Source organism: Roseinatronobacter domitianus, assembly GCF_023336755.1.
In the GTDB taxonomy this organism is placed as follows: Bacteria; Pseudomonadota; Alphaproteobacteria; order Rhodobacterales; family Rhodobacteraceae; genus Roseinatronobacter; species Roseinatronobacter domitianus.
Genome location: NZ_JALZWP010000013.1, coordinates 1 through 21,295, shown reverse-complemented (window position 1 = coordinate 21,295; position 21,295 = coordinate 1). Strand labels below are relative to the sequence as shown.

Sequence of the window (21,295 nt, the reverse complement as noted above, 5' to 3'; positions counted from 1 at the left end):
GCGCACCCCTTGCCACGCAAGCCTTTCAGCCCTGAAACACTACGGGGTAAAGCGAGGCCAAGAGCAGCGCCGCCATGGTGTAGTTAAACGCGCGCAACCAGCTTGGACGGCTGAGCAATCGGCGCACGCTTACCCCCAGCGCCGTCCAGATCACTGTCGTCAGCCAGCCGACGCTCAGGAACCCCAGCGCGACCCAAGCCACCGCCCCGAACTGTTGGTCTGGCGCATAAATGGCCACGGCAGCCAGCGACATGATCCAGGCTTTCGGGTTAACCCACTGGAAGGCGGCGGCTTGCAAAAACGTGAAGGGTCGCCCCTCTACCTTTGTGCCAGAGGGCGGCACGGCGGTGGCGATCTTCCACGCCAGCCACAGCATATAAACTGTGGACAGGATTTTGAGCGCAAGCTGAAGCGGCGGATACCCGATGAACGCGCCCATCAGCCCGATGCCCACAAGAAAGACCATCAGCGCATGGCCCAAAGCCACGCCGGCCATATGCGGAACCGTGCGACGAAACCCGAAATTTACGCCCGAAGCCAGCAGCATCACGTTGTTCGGCCCCGGCGTGACAGAGGTAACGAACGCAAAGGTGACGAGGGCGGCGAAAATCTCGATGGTCATGGAGTGGTCCCTTTTCGCGCAACTTAACGTGACTTCGCCGCGGCGTGCTTGCAATATTCCTGCGTTTTGACGTATTTTCACAATCGATGACCGATATAGATAGTAAATCCCAACATATATTGCGAATCTTGCAGCGCGAGGGGCGCATCCCGAATCTGGAACTGGCCGACCGGGTGGGTCTGTCGCCCTCGGCCTGCCTGCGCCGGGTGCAGGATATGGAACGGCGCGGCATTATCACCGGCTACCGTGCGGTGGTGGACCCCACGAAAACCGGCACAGGGTTTGTCGCCTATGTGACCGTCGGACTGTCGCAGCACACAAAAGCCGCGCAGGCGGAATTCGAACGCCTGATGCGCGCTGCGCCGCAAGTGCGCGAGTGTCACAACATTACCGGAACGGTTGAATATTTGCTAAGGGTCGAAGCCCGTGACCTGCCCGCCTACAAGCATTTCCACACCGAATATCTGGGCGCGTTTCCCTATCTGAACACGCTGACGACGATGGTGGTTATGGGGTCGCCCAAGGATGAGCGCGCCTGAATTTGCGCGTGCAAAGCTGTCACATATCCGCTATGCTGCGCCGCAGCAAAAGGGGCGTGACATGGCCAAAGGCAAGGTTATCACCATCGCACAGCAAAAGGGCGGGTCCGGCAAGACCACGCTTGCGGTCAATCTGGGCGTGATGCTGGCACGCGCGGGACATTCGGTTGCGTTTCTGGACACGGACCCGCAAGGCTCGCTGGGCCGGTGGTTCATGACCCGGTTTGAGGCGGGACGCGCCGAGGGGATGGAGTTTTCCACGTCTTCCGCATGGGGCGTGGGTTACGAGGTTGGCAAGCTGCGCGACATGGCCGATTTTGTAGTCATCGACACGCCGCCCAAGGCTGACAGCGATCTGCGCCCGGCCTTGCGGGTGGCCGATCTGGTTCTGGTGCCCATCGCGTCCAGCCATGTCGACCTTTGGGCGACCGATGGGGTCTTGGACCTTGCGCGCCGCGAAGGGCGCGAGGTGCTGCTGGTGCTGAACCGCGCAAGGGCGGGCACCAAGCTGGGGGCCGAAATTTCCAAGGCCGCACAGGGGCTGGCAGCCGATCTGGCCGAAACCCAAATCGCCAATCGCGTGGCCTATGCCGCAAGCCTTGGCGAAGGGCTTGGCGGGGTTGAGGGGGCTACGAATCCCGCGTTGCGTGCAGAGCTAGAGGCGCTTCTGGCAGAGGTGCTGGGCGCGTTGGAAGAGAGCTGACCACCAATCGCCCGGTGACGCGGCAGCGCAATCGCCTTGGCACGCGCAAAATGCCCTACCCTTGCGCCACGATTCGGTTGACATGCCCCATCTTGCGCCCCTCGCGGCGTTCGGGCTTGCCATACAGGTGCAGCGCCACGTCGCGCGCGCCCAGCAATTCCGGCACACGGTCCATGTCATTTCCGATCAGGTTTTCCATAATCACATCGGCATGGCGCCCCCCGTCCCCCAAGGGCAGGCCGGTGATCGCGCGGATATGCTGTTCGAACTGGTCAACCACGCATCCATTCTGCGTCCAATGGCCAGAATTATGCACGCGCGGGGCGATCTCGTTCACGACAAGCCCCTGCGGGGTCACGAACAATTCCACCCCCAGCACACCGACATATTCAAGCGCGTTCAGAATGCGGCCAGCGAGCAGAACCGCATCAGCACGCTGCGATCCGGTCAAGCGCGCGGGCACGGTAGTCTGACGCAAGATGCCGTCTTCGTGCAGGTTTTCGCCCGGATCATAGGCCGCAACCCGGCCATCCAGCCCTCGCGCGGCGATAACGGACACTTCAAGGCTAAAATTGACAAATCCCTCAAGAATTGCGTCCGCCCCGGCCATCGCGGCCAAGGCGGCAGGCGCATCCTCGGCAGCCATGATGCGCGCCTGTCCCTTGCCGTCATAGCCCATGCGGCGGGTTTTCAGGATCGCTGGGGTGCCGATCTGCGCCACTGCTTGCTCGAGCGTATCGGCGTCCGACACAGGCGCGAAGGGCGCAGTCGTCAGGCCCAGATCACGCAGGAATTGTTTCTCTGTCAGCCGGTCTTGCGACACCGCCAGCGCGCGGCGGTCCGGGCGGATGGGGCGCGCGGCTTCCAACAGGTCCAGCGTGGCGGTCGGCACATTCTCGAATTCGAACGTAATCACATCGACGGAGGCTGCGAAGGCCCGCAGCGCGGCCTCATCTTCCCAAGGGGCACTCGTGACTTGCGCGCAGACATCACCCGCAGGCGGGTTCGTGCCGGGGTCGTAAACGTGGCAGCGATACCCCAACCGGGCAGCCGCTACGGACAACATGCGCCCCAGTTGCCCACCGCCCAGAATACCGATTGTCGCACCTTGCGGCAGGGCATCACTCATCACGCGGCTCCTGCGGGATGGACTTTGAAAGGGCCGCGCGCCACGCGTCAAGCCGCTTCGCCAAATCCGAGTCCTGCAACGCCAGAATACCCGCAGCCATCAGGCCCGCATTGGCGGCCCCACCAATGGCCATGGTCGCCACCGGGTAACCGCGCGGCATCTGAACGATGGAATACAAGCTGTCGACACCCGCCAGCGCTTTCGTCTGAACCGGGACGCCGATAACCGGGACACGGGTTTTAGAGGCCATCATGCCGGGAAGATGCGCCGCGCCACCGGCGCCCGCGATAATCACTTGCAAACCGCGTCCCACCGCATCGCGCCCATACTCCCACAGCCGGTCCGGCGTGCGATGGGCCGAAACGATGCGCGTTTCATAAGCCACGCCCAGTTCTTCCAGAATATTCGCTGCATCGCGCATGGTCGGCCAGTCAGACTGGCTGCCCATGATAATCCCGACCTTGACCTGTGCCATGCACACCCCCGTCCCGCTGAATTATGGCCTTATACAAGGCGCAAGCACGGGCGCAATTCCTTCAGGCGATAATGTCGGGCGTCAACTCGTCCTCTATGCGCGATATCTGGTCTTTCAGGGCAAGCTTTTCTTTCTTGAATCGCTGCGCAGTCAGTTGCGTGTTCGGTCCTTGCGCTTGCAAGGCGTCAATCGCATCGTCCAGATCGCGGTGTTTGCGCCGCAGCACTTCCAGCTTCAGGCGCAACACCTCTTCATGGCTTAGTTCATGGGGGGCGTTCATATGCGGGACTACCGTTGTTTTTTGCCAGACTAGCCCGGAACCCGATGTGACAAAAGCCTTTGATGCCCGCGCTTGCAGAATAAAGCCTCCAGCCCCATATCTTGTGTACCGGGTCGCCACGTTCGGGGCCCGCAGCACCGTCGCTTTTGCACAAGGACATGGCTGATGAGCAAACTTACTTTTCCATCGCACCCGCTTTTGCTGGGGTTTGACCAGTTGGAACGGTTGGTGGAACGCACCGCGCGCAGCGGAGCGGAGGGCTACCCGCCTTTCAACATAGAGGTCACGGGCGATCATAGCTTTCGCATAACGCTCGCGTTGGCCGGGTTTCGGGAGGATGATCTGTCGATCACACTTGAAGGACGCCAGCTTGTAGTGCGCGGTCAGCAGACCGATACCGAGGCAGAAGACCGCGTGTTCCTGCACCGGGGCATTGCGGCGCGGCAGTTCCAGCGCGTCTTTGCCTTGGGGGATGGGGTGGACGTGGCAGGTGCCGCGCTAAGTGATGGGTTACTGCATATAGACCTGAAACGACACGAGCACGAGGACACCATCCAGACCATTCGCATCGAACGCAAGGAAAGGGGGAACTGATGGATACCAAATTCCCGAATCTGACCAGCACGCGGCCCATTGCCTATGTCCGCCCGGTGCAGGTCGCGGACCTGCCTGATGATATTCAGGAACAGCTTGAAGGCGTTACGCAAATGTATGCCATCCACCACGAGGAAGGCGATCAGCTTGCGCTGGTCTCAAACCGCACGATGGCCTTTGTGATGGCCCGCCAAAACGATTTCGAGCCGGTCAGCGTGCATTGACACCAACTAGTCCAGGTCGCGCGGCACGATAAAATCTGCCGCGCGGCCCGTCTTGTAGTCCAGCGACGACCAATCCGGCAGATCGAACTCTGCAACCAATGTCGCGCAGGTTGGATAGCGGTTGAAAGCGTCATGGGCCACGGGGCTTTGCAGCACAGCCGCCGCGAATTCGCCCGTGCCGGGGTTATGCGCGACGAGCATAACGCAGGGCGCCGTCGCCCGGCGCAGGCGGCCAAGCAGCACGTCCGGCCCGGCAAGGTAAAGATAGCGGTCAACCTCCGGCACAGGCGCGTCGGGCAATTCAGCCGCGATCAGATCCCATGTCTGCCGGGTGCGCGTGGCATCCGACACCAGCGCTTGCCCCGGCAGATAGCCCTTGCCCGACAGCCAGCGCCCGATGCGCGGCGCGGAATCCACTCCGCGCGCGCTGAGCGGACGGGAATGATCGCTGTCGAGCGGATTATCCCAGTCGGATTTCGCATGGCGGGTCAGGATCAGGCGCAATGTCATCGGTGAAAATGCCTCATGTGGAATGCAGATTGGGCCGGGTCGCGCCCGAAGGCCGTCGAGACTGGACAGGCCCGGCGCACCGCGCAACCGTTGGTCATGCAGTCTTGGCCCGCCTTGGTGTCAAGATACGCGTGGCACGCATCGGTGTTGTATCCCGCCGGGGTCAACGCGCCCACCGGGCAAGCGGTGGCACAGGGCTGGGCGCAACTGTCGCAGGGTTTGGCGACCTTGGGTAATGGGTTCAGTGCATCTGCAAAGCCAAGCGCCCCGCGATAGGACGCCCACAGCCCCGATCTTGCCCCGACCAGAAACTGCACAGGCGAGGACCATACCCGGCCCGATGCCAGCGCCCATGTGTAGAACGGGTGCGGCGGCTGGGTTGCGAACGGAAAGAGCGGTTGCGCGCCAAGTTCCTTGGCCAGCGCGCCAACGATCCGTAAGGACCAACGGTCCATCGGGTCGGGCGCGCCATCGCGATATTCCGGGCTTTGGATAAAATGCGGCCAGAAGCGGGGTTCGTCCGGGGCCAGAAGCAGGATCGTCCGCACCCTTTCGGGCATCGGCGCGGAGCCTTGCGCGACCAGCCCCGCAATATCTAGCGCCTGCGCGCGGGCCGCCTCTGCAATCTTTGCAAGGCCCGGCACCGGCTAGGCCTTTGGTAGGATCTGAGGGTCACTGTCGCGGATGATGCTGCCCGCCCCGTGATCTGTGAACAATTCCAACAAACAGGCATTGGGCGCGCGCCCATCCATGATAACCGCCGCGCGCACCCCGCCCGCAATGGCTGTCAGCGCGGTTTCAGTTTTCGGGATCATGCCCCCCGCGATCACGCCTTGGTCGGTCAGGTCGCGCACATGGGCGGGCGAAAGCTGCGTGACCACGTCGCCATTGGCGTCTTTCACCCCGGCCGTGTCGGTCAGCAACAACAGCCGGTCCGCTTTCAACGCGGCGGCGATGATGCCTGCAACCGTGTCGCCGTTGATGTTGTAGGTCTCGCCCTCTTGGCCCATGCCCAAAGGCGCAATCACCGGGATGAACCCACCGGTGAACAGATGGTGCAGCAGGTCGGTATTCACCGCGACCGGGCGGCCTACAAGGCCCAGTTCGGGGTCGTCCGCCTCGCAGGCGATCATGCCGCCATCCTTGCCCGACAGCCCCACGGCGCGCCCGCCTTCGTCCTGAATGGCCTGCACGATACGTTTGTTGACCAGACCCGACAGCACCATTTCGACCACTTCCATGGTCGCGGCATCGGTCACGCGTTTGCCGCGCACGAAGTCGGATTGAATGTTCAGCTTGCCCAGCATCTCGTTAATCATGGGACCGCCGCCATGCACGATAACCGGGTTCACGCCCACTTGCCGCATCAGCACGATATCACGCGCGAAGCTGGCCATTTCCTCGGCATCGCCCATGGCGTGACCACCGAATTTGATGACGACGATGGCGCCCGCATAGCGTTGCAGATAGGGCAACGCCTCTGACAAGGTGCGGGCGGTGGCGAACCAATCTTGGGACATGGGCTTTTGCTTCTTCATCAGGTCAGACCCGCGATAATCGCGCGCAGGTTGGCGATACCGTCACCCGTCTCGGACGAGGTGACCACAAGTTCCGGGTAGGCGGCGGCGTGTTTGGACAGCTTTTCGCGCACCTGTGCCAGCGTTTTTTCGCGCGCGGCCGTGCCGATCTTGTCGGCCTTGGTCAGCACCACTTGAAAGGTCACGGCAGAGGTGTCGAGCATCCGCATGATCTCTGCATCCACATCCTTCACGCCGTGACGCATGTCAATCAGCAGGAAGGCACGGCGCAAGGTGGCGCGGCCCGATAGATAGGCTTTCAGCAGGCGTTGCCATTTCTCGACCACCGGGATGGGCGCTTTGGCAAAACCATAGCCCGGCAGGTCCACAAGGTAATGGCTGTCACCCGCAGTAAAGAAATTGATCTCTTGCGTGCGCCCCGGCGTGTTCGACGTGCGCGCGATGGCGCGGCGACCGGTAAGCGCGTTGATAAGGCTGGACTTGCCCACGTTCGAGCGCCCCGCAAAACACACTTCCATCCGGTCGGCCGGGGGCAGCCCGTCCATGGCGACCACGCCTTTCAGGAAATCGACCTGCCCGGTCAGCAGCTTGCGGCCCTGTTCAATACTCTGGTCATCGGCCTCTGGGGCCAAGGGGAAAGGCAGCACAGTCATGCGACAAGCTCCACAACATCGCCCGCGCGGATCGGGCCGGATTGGATGACGGTGGCGTAAACGCCGAAATTCGTATCGCCCCGCGCGATGCGCAGCGCTTTAAGCGTGTCGTGGTCGATCTGACCTGTGGCGCAATCCACCATCGTGGCACGGCAACGACCAATGGGTTCCACAATCCGCAAACGTGTGGCCCCGATGACCAACTCGCGGCCAATCCACGCGCATTCGGCCCAAGGTTCCAGACCCTCCAGCCACAGATTCGCGCGCCAGCGGTCAAGGCCAAGTTCCGCGCCAAGCTGGGCGCTTAATGCGGCGTTGGACGCAAGGTTCAGGATGGACACGGATTCGAAATCGGTATCGGTCATACCGCGCCCGGCTGTGACCAGCTTGGCAGGCCCGGCACGCTCTGACCCGTGCAAAGGACGAACCCAGTCCAGAAATGCAGCCTCGCCGTCAGCGGTGTCCGGCTCGAAGGTCAGCGGCGCAAGGTCGGGATGGGTCAGCGTCAGCTTCGCGCCGTCCCATGCTGCATCAATCGCTTGCAGGGCCGATGTCTTGGCCCCGCGCGTGAAGTTCATGCAGGGGTTCCAGCCCGGCATCAGCATGGCGCCATCATGTGCAACCGCCCAGTGCCGGTCGAACGGCAGACAGCGACCTTCGGTCAAATCGACCGCGTCAAGCCGCTCTCGCCCATGCGCCTTGATGGGGTGACGGAAGATATGCGCCAGCCGCCACCCCAAGGCCCTAGCTCTTCTTCTTTTTCACGCCGATATTGCCCAGCAGGTCCGGTCGCGACCCGTGCATGGTCATGATCGAGTATTGCTGAATAAACGTGATCGTGTTGTTCGCGATCCAATACAGAACCAGCCCCGATGCGAACCAGCCCAGCATGAACATGAATATCCACGGCATCCATGTCATGACAGCTTGCTGAATGGGTTCGGTCGGCGCGGGGTTCAGGCGCATCTGGAAGAACATCGAAATGCCCAGGAAGATCGGCAAAATCCCGATAAAGACCAGCGACAAAATGCTTTCCGGCCCCGGCGCCGCCCAAGGCAGCAGACCAAACAGGTTGTAAAGCGAGGTCGGGTCGGGCGCAGACAGATCATTGAACACCCCGAACCATTCGGCGTGGCGCAAGTCGATGGTGACAAAGATCACCTTATACAGCGAGAAGAAGATCGGAATTTGCAGCAGTATCGGCAGACACCCCGCCGCGGGGTTGACCTTCTTTTCCTTGTAAAGCTTCATCATTTCTTGCTGAAGCTTCTGGCGGTCATCGCCCGCGCGTTCCTTCAGCGCCAGCATCTCTGGCTGAAGTTCCTTCATCCGCGCCATGCTGACATAGGATTTCCACGCGAGCGGCAGCAACACGGCCTTGATAAGCAAGGTCAGCGCGATGATCGACCAGCCCATATTGCCCAGCAGGCCTTCGATGAAATAGAGCGTGGCGAAGATGGGTTTGGTCAGGAAGAAGAACCAGCCCCAGTCGATCGCGTCGATGAAGCGATCAATGCCCAGCTCCGATTCGTAGGTGCGCAACGTGGTCCATTCCTTGGCCCCGGCAAAGAGCATGGTCTGCGCTTCGGCGCGCTCTCCCGGTCCGACAGTCACGGTGGGCAGGTCGGCGCGGGTTTGATAGACGTCGCGAGCCGGAATATAGCGCGAGACAGCCGTAAAGCTTTCGCCCGGAACCGGGATGATGGTGGCCATCCAGTATTTATCGGCAATACCAAGCCAGCCGTTTTCCTGCACTTCGACAACGCGGGCATGTGTGCCTTCACGCTCATCGACGCGGAAATCGCGAACATTACCGTAGTCTTCCTCGGTCAAGGTGCCGTCGGCAACCTCGATAAAGCCTTCATGGCTGATGAAGAAATTCTCCAGGTCAGAGGGTTCGCCATGGCGCGATAGCAGGCTGTAAGGGGCCATGCGCGCGGTGTTGGTGCCGCTGTTTTCCACGCCCTGCGTGATGGTGAACATGTAGTTGTCATCCACCATGAAGCGGCGGGTAAAGCGCAGGCCCGCGCCATTTTCCCAGGCAATCGTCACCGGGCTTCCGGGGGCCAGCGTGGTTCCTTCCACAACCTGCCACGGCGTATTCGCACCGGGCACCTCTTCCCACGACATATCGCGGCCAGGGCGCCAGCCTTGCAGCGCGTAGAAGGCTTCGTTCCGGCCCTCTGGGGTCAGCAGGTGGACAATGTCGGATCCCGGATCCGTGCTCTCGAAATAATCCTTCAACGACAGATCGTCGATCCGCCCGCCCAGCATGTTGATGGAGCCTTTCAGGCGCGGCGTATCGATGGTCACACGCGGTAATTCTTCCGCCACAGGCGCATCGGCATCGGCCATGGCCCGCGCACCCTCTGCGGGAGGCAGGCTCATCTCGGCGGCATCTTCCGCCGTGGGCGCCACGGGTTCGGGCGGCGGGAACATATACATCCAGCCGACAAGAACCAGCAATGAAAGCGCGAATGCCAGAAGAAGATTACGATTCTGATCGTCCATGGAAGGGGCGTTCCTATCATTGCGGCTATCGCGCCCGGTTCAACAGAAGGGGCGCGCAAAGGTCAAGCGGTTTTCCCGGAAAGGCGGGGTCACATGCCCGTCAAACAGTGTCTTCCTGCCCGGCGTTTTCGCGCGCAAGCCCAAGAAAGTCGAACAACTCCGGGTCCGGCATGTGCGAGGGGCGCACATTCAGCAGCGCCCGAAACATCTTGTTGCGCCGTCCGGGCGTGCGTTTTTCCCATTCGTTCAAGAGCGCTTTAACCTGCATCCGTTGCAACCCGTCTTGCGACCCGCACAGGTCGCAGGGAATAATCGGGTAATTCATGGCGCGTGCGAACCGGTCACAATCCTCTTCAGCGATAAAGGCCAAGGGACGATAAACGAACAGGTCGCCTTCTTCGTTCAGCAGCTTGGGCGGCATGGTCGCCGTGCGCCCGCCGTGAAAGAGGTTCATGAAGAAGGTTTCCAGCAGGTCGTCGCGGTGATGGCCCAGAACGATAGCGCTGCACCCTTCTTCCCGCGCGACCCGATACAGGTTGCCGCGCCGCAACCGCGAACACAGGGCACAATAGGTGCGGCCTGCGGGCACCTTGTCCATCACGATGGAATAGGTGTCTTGATATTCAATCCGGTGGGGCACCTGCATTTTCGTCAGGAACTCGGGTAGCACGGTCGCCGGAAAGCCCGGTTGCCCCTGATCCAGATTGCAGGCCAGCAGTTCGACCGGCAACAAGCCGCGCCATTGCAATTCGACCAGCGCGGCCAGCAGCGTGTAGCTGTCCTTGCCGCCCGACAGGCAGACCAGCCAGCGCGCGCCCGGCTCTATCATGCCGTATTGGTCGATGGCCGCACGGGTTTCGCGGATGATGCGTTTGCGCAGCTTGCGAAATTCGGTGCTGTCAGGCGCGTTTTGCAGCAGCGGCGGCAGGTCGGTATCGTCGAACATGTCAGTCCTTTCCGTGCTGGCCGGTATGAGATTGGCAGGCATCGTGGTTCGGGTCTGCGCCGGGAACCGGATCATAGCCCGAACTGCCCAAAGGCTGACAGCGCCCAAGACGGCGAACCGTCAACCATGTGCCTTTGATCGCCCCATGACGCGCCAGAGCTTCCATCGCATAGGCCGAGCATGTCGGCTGGAACCGGCAGCCATGTCCCACCCAAGGGCTGAACACCACGCGATAAAACCGGATGGGCACCGAGACAATCCATGCCATTGGGGTCATTGCGCCCCCCCATGCAGCTTGCCCAGCGCGCGTTCCAGATCTGCGACCATAGCCGCGAAATCATGGTCCACAGTCGCACCGGGCCGACCAACCAGAACATAGTCCCAACCCGCGCGACCATGCTGCGCCATCACCTGCCGCGCCATTGCACGCAGGCGGCGCTTGGCGCGATTGCGCGCGACAGCATTGCCGATTTTCTTGGAACAGGTGTAGCCAATGCGAATAAGCGCGGCCTCGTCGCGGTGCCGGGCTTGCAACAAAAACGCCGGGCATGGCGCCCGTTTCGCTTTCGCAGCGCGCAGAAAATCGGCACGCTGCTTCAGAGTTTCGACAGCCACGCATGACGACGCCGGGCCAGACCGCGGCGAGGCATCGTTCCTCACCTTGTCTGAACCCGGCGCATTCATGCTGTCACCCATAGCGCGGCCCGAACCGGGCCGGACGGCTTAGGCCGTCAGCTTCTTGCGGCCCATGCGGCGGCGCGCGTTGATAATCTTGCGGCCAGCCTTGGTGGCCATGCGCGCGCGGAACCCGTGACGGTGCTTGCGAACCAGATTGCTGGGCTGGAATGTGCGTTTCATCGCTTGGCGTCCTTGTCAGTATGATACAATCGTTATGGCACGCGGGCTTCCTGCCGGAATCGGCGGCCAATCAATCTCAGATGCGCGAGTTACAAGGCCCGCCCGGCCAAGTCAATTCGGAAAACCGGGGGACGTGCCGCAATTGGTGCGGAATTGAAACATTCGCCCCGATGTGGTCACGCCCGATCAACCAGCCGTGATAAGGCTGTCACATTCGCAACACATGCGGCATTCAGGGCGAAGTGCAGCCTGTAACCCTGACCAAAAGGATCATCCCGTGACCTTCCCCGACCCGCCCCCGTCCAGATGGCGCGCAAGGCTGCCGCTTATCGCCGTGATATTGGTAGCCATCATCGGCGCCGTCGCGCTGCGCGACTACCTGAGCTTTGACGCGCTGCGCGACAACCGCGAGGCGCTTCTGGCCTTCCGCGATGCCAATTACACCCTGACGGCGTTTGCCTTTGTCGCCGCCTACATTGTCATTGTGGCCTTTTCGCTGCCCGGCGCGACCCCCGCCACGCTGACCGGCGGCTTTCTGTTCGGGCTGTTTCCGGGAGCATTGTTCAACATCCTTGGCGCGACCATCGGCGCTGTGTTGATATTTCTGGCCGTGCGCACCGGCTTGGGTAAAGGCTTGGCTGAAAAGATCGATGCGAGCGACGGGCGCGTCAAACGCATGACGCAAGCCATCCGCGACAATGGCGCCTCGGTGTTGTTTTCGATGCGGTTGGTGCCGGTGCTGCCGTTTTTCGTGGCCAACATCATCCCCGCGCTGATTGGCGTGCGCCTGTCGGTCTTTGCCGCAACGACGTTTTTCGGCATCATCCCCGGCGGAATTGTCTACACTTGGGTCGGTGTCGGACTGGGCGAGGTCTTCGCACGCGGGGAAACCCCCAATCTGGGCATTATATTCGAACCGCATATCATCGGCCCGCTGCTGGGCTTGGCGGCGTTGTCCTTCCTGCCCAACATCGTCAAATCCATCCGCAAGGAGCGCAAGACATGAGCACGATCACAACGGATATCTGCGTTATCGGTGGCGGCTCTGGCGGGCTGTCGGTGGCAGCGGGGGCGGTGCAGATGGGCGCGCGGGTGGTGCTGATCGAAGGCCACAAGATGGGTGGCGACTGCCTGAACTATGGCTGCGTGCCGTCCAAGGCGCTGCTGGCGCAGGCGCGGGACGTCAAAGCGCGCGGCACCAAGCCCAGCGCGGCCGATTTCACCGCCGCCATGGACCATGTCAAAGCCACCATCGCCGCCATCGCGCCGCATGATTCGGTCGAACGGTTCGAGGGCTTGGGCGTGCAGGTGCTGCAAGGCTATGGCCGATTCACCGGGCCAGATCGCGTTGAGGTGAACGGCACCACGGTGAAGGCACGGCGGTTTGTGATTTCGACAGGGTCCACCGCATTCGTCCCACCAATCGACGGCATCGACACCGTCGCCTACATGACAAATGAAACCGTGTTCGACCAAAAGGCCTGCCCCGGCCATTTGCTGGTTATCGGCGGCGGCCCTATCGGGTTGGAAATGGCACTGGCGCATCGCCGCCTTGGGGCAGAGGTGACGGTGATCGAAGGCGCAAAGGCAATGGGCCGCGACGACCCGGACGCCGCAGCCGTGGTGCTGGCCAGCTTGCGGGCCGAGGGCATCGACATTGTCGAGGGTGCTCAGGTCGAAACACTGTCAGGCCGCGCCGGCGCGATAGAGGTGCAGGTCAAGGGCGGCACCATCTTTACCGGCACACACCTGCTGGTCGCGGTTGGGCGCAAACCGAATATCGACAAGTTGGATCTGGACCGCGCAGGTGTCAAAACCGACCGGACGGGCGTGAAGGTCGGCGCCGATTTGCGCAGCAGCAATAAACGCGTCTATGCTATTGGCGACGTGGCGGGCAAAGGACAGTTTACGCATCTGGCAGGCTATCACGCGGGCATCATTATCCGCGCCATGCTGTTCGGCCTGCCCGCCAAGGCCAGGGCCGACCATATCCCGCATGTTACCTATACCGACCCGGAACTGGCGCATGTCGGCCTGTCAGAGGCGGAGGCGCGCAAAGAATACGGCATTAAACTGTCGGTGCATAAAGTGGGTTACGACCAGATAGACCGCGCACAGGCCGAAGGCGCGACCAAGGGCTTTCTAAAGCTGATGGTCGCGAATGGCCGCCCCGTGGGCTGCACCATTGTAGGCCGTCAGGCGGGCGAGTTGATCGCGCCCTACGCGTTGGCCATTGCCAACAGGATGAAACTTTCGGCCATCGCCAACACGGTTCTGCCCTACCCGACATTGGCGGAAATCGGCAAACGCGGCGCAGGGGCCTATTTCTCTGACAAACTGTTTGATAATGCTACGGTCAAGCGCGTGGTGCGGTTGGTGCAGAAATGGCTGCCCTAACCCGACCTGCGGGCACATTGGGCGGATATGTTTGCAAATACGTTGTCAGGGCGGTTTCTGTGGTTGGTCGTCATCTTTGTGATGGTGGCCGAGGTGTTGATTTTCGGCCCCTCGGTCGCGCGGTATCGCGCGGACTATCTGGAAGCGCGGCTGGAGCGCGCACAAATCGCCTCGCTGGCGCTACTGGCCTCTGATGGGTCCATTGCCGGGGAACTGGCGGCGGAACTTCTGGACAATGCAGGCGTGTTCAACGTGGTGCTGCGCCGGGACGAAGTGCGCGAACTGGTGCTCGCCTCGCCTCTGCCCGGCCCGGTGGATGCCAGTTTCGATCTTCGCGAGGCAAGCCTGCTGGGGCTAACCCGTGACGCGTTGGAAGAGTTGGCGCATACAGAACCGCGCATCATACGCATCATCGGCAACCCCGTGCAGCGCGGCGGATTGCTGATAGAGATTACGCTCGACACTGCTCAATTGCAGCGCGAGTTGTGGGAATACAGCGGGCGCATTCTTGCGCTGTCGCTGGCGATTTCGCTTTTCACCGCGTTGCTGTTGTATCTGTCGGTGCGCCTGTTCGTCGTTGCACCGATGAGTCGCGTCATCCGGTCGATGTCGGACTATGCCGAAGCCCCCCAAGATGCGCGGCGCATCATTACGCCCAATTCCAACATTGCGGAACTGCGCCAAGCCGAAGATGCGCTGCAAAAGCTGCAAAACGATCTGACAGGGTTGCTGCGTCAAAAAGAGCGACTGGCCCAGCTTGGCGGCTCGGTCGCGCGCATCAGTCACGATCTGCGCAACATGCTGACCACGGCCTCCATGCTGGCCGACCGCATAGAGATGAGCGAAGACCCCAGCGTGAAACGGGCCGCGCCAAAGCTGGTCAGTTCCCTGTCACGCGCGATTAACCTCTGCGAATCCACCCTCGCATTCGGCAAGGCCGAAGAACCCCCGCCCCGACTGGACAGGCTGCGGCTGGCCCCACTTGTGGAAGACGTGATCGAAAGCGAGAAGCTGGCTTGCGGAGATGCAGAAATCACCTTTGTCGCAGAGGTCAACCCGACGCTCTACCTGCGCGCCGACAGCGAGCAACTTTTCCGCGTTCTGAGCAATCTGGTGCGCAATGCGCGTCAGGCGCTCGAGGCAACACGCAAACCCGGCGTGATAGAGATAACGGCGTCCGAAACCGCCAACGAGGCCCAATCCGGCGTCACAATTCGTATCGGTGATAGCGGGCCGGGCCTTCCGCCCAAGGCTCGCGAACACCTGTTCGAAGCGTTCCAAGGTGGCGCGCGCAAAGGCGGCGTGGGGCTGGGGCTGGCGATTGCCGCCGAATTGGTCCGGGGGCATGGCGGGTTCTTGGAACTGGCGCGGTCTGACGCCGACGGGACCGAATTCCGCATCTGGCTGCCGAACAATGCGTGACGGTTTTTTGACGTGATCGCAGAAAAACCCTGCCCGCCCCCCCTTGCAAACCTTGGAGCAGGGCGATAATCAGCCTCCAACGCACCCGTAGCTCAGCTGGATAGAGCACTTGACTACGAATCAAGGGGTCAGAGGTTCGAATCCTTTCGGGTGCGCCATATTTTATTCCGCATATGTTGTTGATGGGTCTGCTGCGCGGCAACTGTGTTTTATGGTGCGCGTTTGCAGGGGCGGTTCCGGGAAACCCCATGGGGCTGTGCTTGTAGCGGCGCTTCACATTGGGTTAGAGATCGTCGGGCGACAGATCTTGGCCGCGATGCTGCACTCCGCATCGGCCCCCGTATTACGCGGGTGAGACACGAAATGGTATCATGAACATTCTGTTTTTGTTTTTGTCGATGTTCACACCGATGCAGTGGCATCGGCTGATGCCTTGAGGCCTCAGACGCGAATCCTGAAATAGGTGATCCGCCGCAAGACCCATTCGAAAGGGCCAAGCGCGAAGCGGACACGCCAGATCATCAAAGCCCCCATCAAGCCCGCCGTCACCGCAAGGGCGATCGCAACGGCGGTGAACCGGTCGACATCATCCCAGAGACCGAGCCCATAGCCCGAGAAGATCATCGATAGGAGGATCGACTGGCCGAGGTATATACTCAGGCTTGAACCGCCCGCAGCCAGCGCCTTCGCCATGATCGGCCCCGGCGGGCGCGAAATGGCGGCAATCAGGCCCAGGTAGCCAAGCGTTGCTATTGGTGCAGCAACGACCGTCAGAGCGACGCCGGGCACCGCTGGCCCCCATTGCGAAAGCGCGGCCCCGACTAGCCCCAGCACCACCCCCGGCCCAAGGCACCAGCGCCGCGCGCGCCGCCAGAGCGGGTGCGCGGCATCGTCGATCATGCCGGATTTCACCGCCGCAAGGCCGAGGCAGAACCAGCCGAGCGCCGCGGTTCCCTGGATCACGAGGAAGGACGGCATGATGACCGCGAAGCCGACGCTTCGGAACAGGACGGCCTCCAGAAACCCGCCCCCGGTCAGGATGGCGCGTTCCATCGCGACGATGTCGGGCGGCGTCTCCGGCGCGGCGAGCAGGAGTGGCGGCGCGATAAGGGCTTGCACAATCAGCAACGCTGCACCGACCCGCACAAGGCGACCAACCTGCCAATCCCGGAACAGGTATAGGATCGAACCGGTGACCGCGTAGATCGTCAGGATGTCGCCAGGAAAGAACAGGCAGCCATTCACGACCCCAAGTATCGCAAGCCCTATCATCCGGTTGCGGTAGACGCGCCCGAAGGGCAGCCCGCGCCGCGCCGCCGAACGCATCAGGAACCCCAGCCCCACGCCGAACATGAAGGAGAAAAGCCCGTAGGTCTTCAGGAGCGCCAGCCCGTTGACCAACCACAGGGTGATCTCGTCGCGCTGGGTCTCACCGCCCGGATCGGCAAAACTGCCAAGCGCCGAAAACGCGATGAACTGGACATTGACCACGACAATACCGAACAGCGCGACAAGGCGTAGATAGTCGGGCATCAGGGCGCGTGGCGATGCGGTCATGGGCGGGTGAAGACCGACAGCGCCAGCGTCAGCATCTCGCGAATGCGCGCGGGGTCTTCGCCCGAAGCGCGTTGGGTAATGGCAAGCGCGATCTGCTCGCCAAGGTATTTCGCCCCGGCCTCGACCGACAGGCCATCCGGCCAGTCACCGGCATCGCGGGCCGCTTGCAGGAAAGCGGCGTATGCAGCCTGCCCGGCCGCGTCGATCTCCTCCACGCGCGCCCTCGTGTCCGTCCCAAGCCGGTGCTTGCCCGCCCGCATCTTGTAGAACAAGCACCCGGTCTCCATCCGGGGATCATCGCTCGCGAAGTCGATGAGCGTGGCAAGCGTCTGGCGCAGCCCCGCCCCGGCGTGCAGGATCACGAACATCTCCGACAGCACCTGGTCTGCATAGCGGTCCAGCGCCGCGCGCGACAGCCCGTCCTCGCTGCCGAACTCACGATACAGCGAGGGCTTCGAGATGCCCGCCATCTGGCAGATCGCATTGACCGACACATCGGCCGGGTCGCTGTGCCAATAAGCGGTCATTGCCACGTCAAGCACCTGCTCGGCGTTCATCGTCCGCGGGCGTCCGCGCGCGGGTCCTTTATCGGCGTCGCTCATTTTTATACTATCCGGTATTTTATGTCTTGACGGGGCGCATCTGATATTCGTACCAGTTGGTAACACAACGTGCAAGCAGGAGAACGACCCATGTCCATACCAGAAAGAACCATCGTCATTACAGGTGCCAGCAGCGGCTTCGGCGCGGCAGCCGTGCGGGCCTTCGCGGACCGTGGCGACCGCGTCTGGGGCACAATGCGCGACACGGCAGGCCGCAACGCCGCCAAGAAGGCAGAGCTTGAGGGCTACTCCCCCCGCATCACCATCGCCGAGATGGACGTGACCAGCGACGCGTCCGTGGCCGAGGGGTTCGCCGCCATTCTGGCCGATGGCCCCATCGACATCCTGATCAACAACGCAGGCATCATGTATATCGGCATGACCGAGGCCTATTCCGTCGCGCAGGCCGCGGAACAGATGGACACCAACTATTTCGGGGCCATCCGTGCGATGCAGGCGGTGCTGCCGTCGATGCGCGCGGCAGGTTCGGGCCTCATCATCAACACCAGTTCGATCGCCGGGCGGGTTTCTGTGCCCTTCTTCGGCACCTATTGCGCGACCAAGCATGCGCTCGAAGCCTACAGCCAAAGCTTGCGTTACGAGGTTTCCCCCTTCGGCGTCGACATCGCACTGGTCGAACCGGGGCCGTTCCCCTCGAACCTGCTGGCTGCCGGCAAGCCGCCCGCCCGCGCGGATGTGCTGGCCTCCTATGGCGACCTTGGGCAGGTGCCTGACGCCATGGTCGCGGGGTTCGCCCAGATGCTGGCCAGCGATGAAGCCCCCGACCCTCAATTGGTGGTGGACGCATACTTGTCGCTGGCCGACGCCACCCCCGGCAAGCGACCCACGCGCACGGTCGTTGGCATCACTTGGGGCGTGGACGAAATGAACGCCGTTACCCAACCGCGGCAGGACGCGCTGTTGAAAGAGATGCAGCTCGACACCGTGCTGGGCGGTGTTGACGCCTGACCACCTCAATACCCACCGAAAAAGGAACCAATCCAATGAAAAAGACCCTGACTGCTGTCGCAGCCACCGCTTTGCTAGCCACCGGCGCCCTTGCCGAGGGCACCCCGTCGATCAAGCCGATTGTCGGCAAGTTTCTGGGCGCTGTCCTGCAAGGCGACGTCGATACCATGCGCGAGGTGGCGAATGCGGATTACATCCAGCACAACCCCTTCATCCCGACAGGGCTGGAACCGTTCATCGAGATGCTACCGGTGCTGCAAGAGGCGGGCACCACCGCCGAAAACATCCGCATGTTCGAAGACGGCAACTACGTCTTCATGCACAATATCTGGCGAAATGCCGAGCCGTTCGGCGCCCCCGAGATGGTGTCCTTCGACATCATCCGCGTGGACGAGAATGGGAAGGTCGCGGAACACTGGGACGCCTTGCAGCCCCTGGTGACGGAAACCGCCAGCGGCAGAACACAGACCGACGGCCCGACCGAAGTGACCGATCTGGATAAGACCGAGGCGAACAAGGCTTTGGCCGTTGCGCTGGTGCGAGATGTTCTGATGGGCGAGGACCCGTCGCGGATCACCGATTATATCAGTTCCGAAAGCTACGCCCAGCACAACCCGATGATCGCGGACGGGCTCGATGGGATCGTCGCTGCGGTCGAGCAGCTGACGGCGCAAGGCAACATGTTCCAATACACCGACATCCACGCGGTGCTGGGCGAGGGCAATTTCGTCCTGACCGTCAGCGAAGGCCAGTGGAACGGCACGACCAACGCCTTCTACGACCTGTTCCGCATGGAAGACGGCATGATCGTCGAGCATTGGGACGTGATCCAGCCCGTCCCGACCGAGGGCCTCGCCAATGACAACGGCATGTTCACCGGCTTTGACGGCGTTGGGCCGGACTCGATCGGGCAATAAACCTCATCACGACACAGCCCGGCCAACGGGCAGCGTCCAAGCAGGCGGGACGCCACGCCCGCCTGCCACGCGCAATCCGTGCCCGCAATCAGAGAAAACAGCGCACGACTGACCGGATGTCTGCCTGATGATCGATAGAAGGAAAACGAATGCCTGCCGATGAACTGACACCTGAGAGCTTTCGCCAGCGACCGGATGTTGTTCGGGCGGTTGAAAATCCCCGGTCCCCGCGCAGCGTGCTCAACTACATGCGCGGCTGCGATACCGCGAAGCCGGAAATCCGTGACAGCCTGAACCAGGACGAAACGGTGCGGCCTTTGATGATGATCTGGTTTCAAAGCGGCCGGGCCCTCGATGCGTTTTGCCAGCCCTTCGCGCCGGTCGTGCGTGAACTAAAGTCCGACCCACCGAGCTTGACCGGCGAAGAGTGGAACAGCCTTGAAGGCAAAGCGGCCAAGGTGCTGCTGGCCGATCAACTGTCGCGATCCTGCTTTCGGGGCTGCGCCGAAGCCTTTTCCTATGATCCGATTGCCCGCCGAGCGGGTGATACGCAGCCTCGATCACATCATCGAATGGCGCGGAAAACCGGGCACGATCAGGGTCGACAATGGCCCCGAATACATCAGTGAAACGCTGAGAAACATGGGGTTGCGATCCAGCACATCCAACCAGGCCAGCCCCAGCAGAACGCTTATGTCGAGCGCTACAACCGGACGGTTCGGCATGAATGGCTGGACCAATACATCATCGAAAGCATAGAGGAGGCACAGGATCAGGCCATGCAATGGCTCTGGACATATAACAACGACCGCCCGAACATGGGCATCGGCGGCATAACACCCGCCATGAAACTGCTCCTGAAAGGGGCGCGAAGCGACAAAATGGCCGCGTGAACTCTACGGATGCACCCCGTTAAAAAGGGGGGATTACCCAGCTAAGACCTCAGAGCCCCAGGGCACTCAACCAAAGTCCTGCCACCGCAACCTACCGTTTCAAAACAACTTGCCAGTTTTCATCTTCTGCCGCTTGGGTGCGCCATTTTCAAACAGAAAAACTGAGTGAGCAACTGTGCCCATTGGATAAGATACCTTTTTCGAAAGGTGTTTTGTTAATTCCATAATGAGGACTTCTCCACCCTACACCCGCAGCTCGTCGAGCAAGGGTCGGAGGATGGCTTGTTTATATTGCCACTCTGGCCGCTTGGTTTCATGTTGCGATTCTTCGGGGCCGAGATTTACGTATCAAGGCGCTGCCGCGCGCAAAGGCTTGCAGATGGATTTGCTTCAAAACCACCCATCGCGCAGTTATTGTGACGGCGCGACCCGCATTTCAAATGGGGCCAAGGTCGCAGCGAACGCATCTATGAATTCGAGTGTGATCGCAGACGGCTGTTTGAAGGTCGGGCGGACCAGTGACAACCGGTGAGAAATAGCAGGTGAGAACGGTCTGATCTGAATGTTCCGGTGCACAAATTGCATGGCATCCAACTCGCTGACAATCGCTATGCCAAGGCCATTCGAGACAATTTCGCAAGCGGCAGTAAATTGCCGTGTTTCGACCAAGGAAATCAGACTGCAATCCTCATCCAGAAAGGCGTCTTCAAGGCTTTTGAAGAAATCACTGTCGCGGCGGGTATGAATGATCCTTTCGTCTGCAATCAATCTTGGTGTGATTTCAGAAAACCGTTCCAAATGATGGCCATTTGGGAAAATGCACACCGTCTGTTGATTGTCACTGAGAACTGACCCGGCATTGTCACCGAGAACTGACCCACCCAGTTGTTATGTTCTGCGTGTCATGTTGGGGTCAATTGTGGTGTTTCCTTCCGTTTCTTTTTCGCTGTTTCGGA

The 21,295-nt window shown here is 61.3% G+C and carries 26 protein-coding genes, 1 tRNA gene and 2 pseudogenes; 12 read left to right on the top strand and 17 right to left on the bottom strand.

Features of this window, described 5'->3' with window-relative positions; genetic code table 11:
* Positions 1-25 precede the first annotated feature (25 nt).
* Positions 26-622 carry a LysE family translocator gene (locus tag M3N55_RS12570; protein ID WP_249059620.1) on the bottom strand — a complete coding sequence of 199 codons (597 nt, stop codon included), beginning with the start codon at positions 620-622 and terminating at the stop codon, positions 26-28.
* 86 nt (positions 623-708) lie between these two features.
* On the opposite strand from M3N55_RS12570, the gene M3N55_RS12565 reads away from it, so the two are divergent.
* Positions 709-1,161 carry an Lrp/AsnC family transcriptional regulator gene (locus M3N55_RS12565; RefSeq protein ID WP_249059619.1) on the top strand — a complete coding sequence of 151 codons (453 nt, stop codon included), beginning with the start codon at positions 709-711 and terminating at the stop codon, positions 1,159-1,161.
* A 61-nt stretch (positions 1,162-1,222) separates the two neighbouring features.
* Positions 1,223-1,864 (top strand): ParA family partition ATPase, encoded by a 642-nt coding sequence (gene parA, locus M3N55_RS12560; protein ID WP_249059721.1) that lies wholly within the window; start codon positions 1,223-1,225, stop codon positions 1,862-1,864.
* Between the two features lie 55 nt (positions 1,865-1,919).
* Here parA and M3N55_RS12555 read toward each other — a convergent pair whose 3' ends face one another.
* The 3 genes from M3N55_RS12555 to M3N55_RS12545 form a co-directional block, all read right to left on the bottom strand.
* Positions 1,920-2,993: a 5-(carboxyamino)imidazole ribonucleotide synthase gene (locus tag M3N55_RS12555; RefSeq protein ID WP_249059617.1), complete on the bottom strand. Its 1,074-nt coding sequence runs from the start codon at positions 2,991-2,993 to the stop codon at positions 1,920-1,922.
* Positions 2,986-3,468, bottom strand: coding sequence for a 5-(carboxyamino)imidazole ribonucleotide mutase (purE, locus tag M3N55_RS12550; protein WP_249059615.1), 483 nt, complete (start codon positions 3,466-3,468; stop codon positions 2,986-2,988). The genes M3N55_RS12555 and purE overlap by 8 nt, the downstream gene beginning before the upstream one ends.
* A gap of 61 nt (positions 3,469-3,529) precedes the next feature.
* Positions 3,530-3,748 (bottom strand): YdcH family protein, encoded by a 219-nt coding sequence (locus M3N55_RS12545; RefSeq protein WP_249059613.1) that lies wholly within the window; start codon positions 3,746-3,748, stop codon positions 3,530-3,532.
* 165 nt (positions 3,749-3,913) lie between these two features.
* Here M3N55_RS12545 and M3N55_RS12540 point away from each other — a divergent pair, with 165 nt between their 5' ends.
* Together M3N55_RS12540 and M3N55_RS12535 are read left to right on the top strand one after the other, a co-directional pair.
* Positions 3,914-4,342 carry an Hsp20 family protein gene (locus M3N55_RS12540; RefSeq protein WP_249059612.1) on the top strand — a complete coding sequence of 143 codons (429 nt, stop codon included), beginning with the start codon at positions 3,914-3,916 and terminating at the stop codon, positions 4,340-4,342.
* Positions 4,342-4,566 carry a DUF1150 family protein gene (locus M3N55_RS12535; protein WP_249059609.1) on the top strand — a complete coding sequence of 75 codons (225 nt, stop codon included), beginning with the start codon at positions 4,342-4,344 and terminating at the stop codon, positions 4,564-4,566. Before M3N55_RS12540 ends, M3N55_RS12535 begins: the two co-directional genes overlap by 1 nt.
* A gap of 6 nt (positions 4,567-4,572) precedes the next feature.
* Here M3N55_RS12535 and M3N55_RS12530 read toward each other — a convergent pair whose 3' ends face one another.
* From M3N55_RS12530 to rpmH, 10 genes are all read right to left on the bottom strand, one after another.
* Positions 4,573-5,076: a SixA phosphatase family protein gene (locus tag M3N55_RS12530; RefSeq protein WP_249059607.1), complete on the bottom strand. Its 504-nt coding sequence runs from the start codon at positions 5,074-5,076 to the stop codon at positions 4,573-4,575.
* Entirely contained in the window at positions 5,073-5,720 is a 648-nt protein-coding gene (locus M3N55_RS12525) for a 4Fe-4S dicluster domain-containing protein (RefSeq protein ID WP_249059605.1), read from the bottom strand. The genes M3N55_RS12530 and M3N55_RS12525 overlap by 4 nt, the downstream gene beginning before the upstream one ends.
* Before the next feature lie 3 nt (positions 5,721-5,723).
* Positions 5,724-6,596, bottom strand: coding sequence for an acetylglutamate kinase (gene argB / locus M3N55_RS12520; protein WP_249059603.1), 873 nt, complete (start codon positions 6,594-6,596; stop codon positions 5,724-5,726).
* Positions 6,597-6,613: 17 nt separating this feature from the next.
* Positions 6,614-7,267 carry a ribosome biogenesis GTP-binding protein YihA/YsxC gene (gene yihA, locus M3N55_RS12515; RefSeq protein WP_249059601.1) on the bottom strand — a complete coding sequence of 218 codons (654 nt, stop codon included), beginning with the start codon at positions 7,265-7,267 and terminating at the stop codon, positions 6,614-6,616.
* Positions 7,264-8,007, bottom strand: coding sequence for an MOSC domain-containing protein (locus M3N55_RS12510; RefSeq protein WP_249059596.1), 744 nt, complete (start codon positions 8,005-8,007; stop codon positions 7,264-7,266). Before M3N55_RS12510 ends, yihA begins: the two co-directional genes overlap by 4 nt.
* Before the next feature lie 4 nt (positions 8,008-8,011).
* Positions 8,012-9,778: a membrane protein insertase YidC gene (gene yidC, locus M3N55_RS12505; RefSeq protein ID WP_249059594.1), complete on the bottom strand. Its 1,767-nt coding sequence runs from the start codon at positions 9,776-9,778 to the stop codon at positions 8,012-8,014.
* Between the two features lie 100 nt (positions 9,779-9,878).
* Positions 9,879-10,724 (bottom strand): tRNA 2-thiocytidine(32) synthetase TtcA, encoded by an 846-nt coding sequence (gene ttcA, locus M3N55_RS12500; protein WP_249059592.1) that lies wholly within the window; start codon positions 10,722-10,724, stop codon positions 9,879-9,881.
* Position 10,725: 1 nt separating this feature from the next.
* Positions 10,726-11,001 (bottom strand): membrane protein insertion efficiency factor YidD, encoded by a 276-nt coding sequence (gene yidD, locus M3N55_RS12495; RefSeq protein ID WP_249059590.1) that lies wholly within the window; start codon positions 10,999-11,001, stop codon positions 10,726-10,728.
* On the bottom strand, positions 10,998-11,408 hold the full coding sequence (rnpA, locus tag M3N55_RS12490; protein ID WP_249059588.1) for a ribonuclease P protein component: 411 nt from the start codon (positions 11,406-11,408) through the stop codon (positions 10,998-11,000). The genes yidD and rnpA overlap by 4 nt, the downstream gene beginning before the upstream one ends.
* 39 nt (positions 11,409-11,447) lie before the next feature.
* Entirely contained in the window at positions 11,448-11,582 is a 135-nt protein-coding gene (rpmH, locus tag M3N55_RS12485; protein ID WP_072244369.1) for a 50S ribosomal protein L34, read from the bottom strand.
* Between the two features lie 277 nt (positions 11,583-11,859).
* Between rpmH and M3N55_RS12480 the strand changes: the two genes are divergently transcribed.
* From M3N55_RS12480 to M3N55_RS12465, 4 genes are all read left to right on the top strand, one after another.
* Entirely contained in the window at positions 11,860-12,588 is a 729-nt protein-coding gene (locus tag M3N55_RS12480) for a TVP38/TMEM64 family protein (protein ID WP_249059586.1), read from the top strand.
* Positions 12,585-13,979, top strand: coding sequence for a dihydrolipoyl dehydrogenase family protein (locus M3N55_RS12475; protein WP_249059577.1), 1,395 nt, complete (start codon positions 12,585-12,587; stop codon positions 13,977-13,979). Before M3N55_RS12480 ends, M3N55_RS12475 begins: the two co-directional genes overlap by 4 nt.
* 27 nt (positions 13,980-14,006) lie before the next feature.
* Positions 14,007-15,401, top strand: coding sequence for a sensor histidine kinase (locus tag M3N55_RS12470; RefSeq protein ID WP_249059575.1), 1,395 nt, complete (start codon positions 14,007-14,009; stop codon positions 15,399-15,401).
* A gap of 81 nt (positions 15,402-15,482) precedes the next feature.
* Positions 15,483-15,559 (top strand) — tRNA-Arg (locus tag M3N55_RS12465).
* Positions 15,560-15,842: 283 nt separating this feature from the next.
* On the opposite strand, the gene M3N55_RS12460 is transcribed toward M3N55_RS12465, so the two are convergent.
* Positions 15,843-16,958 (bottom strand): DUF418 domain-containing protein, encoded by a 1,116-nt coding sequence (locus M3N55_RS12460; RefSeq protein WP_249059573.1) that lies wholly within the window; start codon positions 16,956-16,958, stop codon positions 15,843-15,845.
* Complete coding sequence (locus M3N55_RS12455) at positions 16,955-17,560, bottom strand: TetR/AcrR family transcriptional regulator (RefSeq protein ID WP_249059564.1); 606 nt, start codon at positions 17,558-17,560, stop codon at positions 16,955-16,957. Before M3N55_RS12455 ends, M3N55_RS12460 begins: the two co-directional genes overlap by 4 nt.
* 90 nt (positions 17,561-17,650) lie before the next feature.
* On the opposite strand from M3N55_RS12455, the gene M3N55_RS12450 reads away from it, so the two are divergent.
* From M3N55_RS12450 to M3N55_RS12435, 4 genes and pseudogenes are all read left to right on the top strand, one after another.
* Positions 17,651-18,529 carry an SDR family oxidoreductase gene (locus M3N55_RS12450; protein ID WP_249059562.1) on the top strand — a complete coding sequence of 293 codons (879 nt, stop codon included), beginning with the start codon at positions 17,651-17,653 and terminating at the stop codon, positions 18,527-18,529.
* A 35-nt stretch (positions 18,530-18,564) separates the two neighbouring features.
* On the top strand, positions 18,565-19,446 hold the full coding sequence (locus M3N55_RS12445; protein WP_249059560.1) for a nuclear transport factor 2 family protein: 882 nt from the start codon (positions 18,565-18,567) through the stop codon (positions 19,444-19,446).
* 149 nt (positions 19,447-19,595) lie between these two features.
* Positions 19,596-19,937 (top strand): annotated as a pseudogene (locus M3N55_RS16790) (hypothetical protein); the annotation flags it as partial.
* Between the two features lie 37 nt (positions 19,938-19,974).
* Positions 19,975-20,339, top strand: a pseudogene (locus M3N55_RS12435) (integrase core domain-containing protein); the annotation flags it as partial.
* Positions 20,340-20,750: 411 nt separating this feature from the next.
* Here M3N55_RS12435 and M3N55_RS12430 read toward each other — a convergent pair.
* The gene (locus tag M3N55_RS12430) at positions 20,751-21,164 is read right to left on the bottom strand and encodes a LysR substrate-binding domain-containing protein (RefSeq protein ID WP_249059559.1); all 414 of its coding nucleotides are present in this window, start codon (positions 21,162-21,164) and stop codon (positions 20,751-20,753) included.
* Positions 21,165-21,295 lie beyond the last annotated feature (131 nt).

Bases quoted from the DNA above. Each gene is read 5' to 3' on its own strand.
- rpmH (WP_072244369.1), bottom strand. From the start codon at position 11,582: ATGAAACGCACATTCCAGCCCAGCAATCTGGTTCGCAAGCACCGTCAC.
- M3N55_RS12455 (WP_249059564.1), bottom strand. From the start codon at position 17,560: ATGAGCGACGCCGATAAAGGACCCGCGCGCGGACGCCCGCGGACGATG.
- M3N55_RS12565 (WP_249059619.1), top strand. From the start codon at position 709: ATGACCGATATAGATAGTAAATCCCAACATATATTGCGAATCTTGCAG.
- purE (WP_249059615.1), bottom strand. From the start codon at position 3,468: ATGGCACAGGTCAAGGTCGGGATTATCATGGGCAGCCAGTCTGACTGG.
- M3N55_RS12460 (WP_249059573.1), bottom strand. From the start codon at position 16,958: ATGACCGCATCGCCACGCGCCCTGATGCCCGACTATCTACGCCTTGTC.
- M3N55_RS12445 (WP_249059560.1), top strand. From the start codon at position 18,565: ATGAAAAAGACCCTGACTGCTGTCGCAGCCACCGCTTTGCTAGCCACC.
- yidC (WP_249059594.1), bottom strand. From the start codon at position 9,778: ATGGACGATCAGAATCGTAATCTTCTTCTGGCATTCGCGCTTTCATTG.
- M3N55_RS12470 (WP_249059575.1), top strand. From the start codon at position 14,007: ATGTTTGCAAATACGTTGTCAGGGCGGTTTCTGTGGTTGGTCGTCATC.
- yihA (WP_249059601.1), bottom strand. From the start codon at position 7,267: ATGACTGTGCTGCCTTTCCCCTTGGCCCCAGAGGCCGATGACCAGAGT.
- M3N55_RS12555 (WP_249059617.1), bottom strand. From the start codon at position 2,993: ATGAGTGATGCCCTGCCGCAAGGTGCGACAATCGGTATTCTGGGCGGT.
- M3N55_RS12450 (WP_249059562.1), top strand. From the start codon at position 17,651: ATGTCCATACCAGAAAGAACCATCGTCATTACAGGTGCCAGCAGCGGC.
- M3N55_RS12545 (WP_249059613.1), bottom strand. From the start codon at position 3,748: ATGAACGCCCCCCATGAACTAAGCCATGAAGAGGTGTTGCGCCTGAAG.
- argB (WP_249059603.1), bottom strand. From the start codon at position 6,596: ATGTCCCAAGATTGGTTCGCCACCGCCCGCACCTTGTCAGAGGCGTTG.
- yidD (WP_249059590.1), bottom strand. From the start codon at position 11,001: ATGACCCCAATGGCATGGATTGTCTCGGTGCCCATCCGGTTTTATCGC.
- ttcA (WP_249059592.1), bottom strand. From the start codon at position 10,724: ATGTTCGACGATACCGACCTGCCGCCGCTGCTGCAAAACGCGCCTGAC.
- rnpA (WP_249059588.1), bottom strand. From the start codon at position 11,408: ATGAATGCGCCGGGTTCAGACAAGGTGAGGAACGATGCCTCGCCGCGG.
- M3N55_RS12475 (WP_249059577.1), top strand. From the start codon at position 12,585: ATGAGCACGATCACAACGGATATCTGCGTTATCGGTGGCGGCTCTGGC.
- M3N55_RS12570 (WP_249059620.1), bottom strand. From the start codon at position 622: ATGACCATCGAGATTTTCGCCGCCCTCGTCACCTTTGCGTTCGTTACC.
- M3N55_RS12535 (WP_249059609.1), top strand. From the start codon at position 4,342: ATGGATACCAAATTCCCGAATCTGACCAGCACGCGGCCCATTGCCTAT.
- M3N55_RS12540 (WP_249059612.1), top strand. From the start codon at position 3,914: ATGAGCAAACTTACTTTTCCATCGCACCCGCTTTTGCTGGGGTTTGAC.
- parA (WP_249059721.1), top strand. From the start codon at position 1,223: ATGGCCAAAGGCAAGGTTATCACCATCGCACAGCAAAAGGGCGGGTCC.
- M3N55_RS12530 (WP_249059607.1), bottom strand. From the start codon at position 5,076: ATGACATTGCGCCTGATCCTGACCCGCCATGCGAAATCCGACTGGGAT.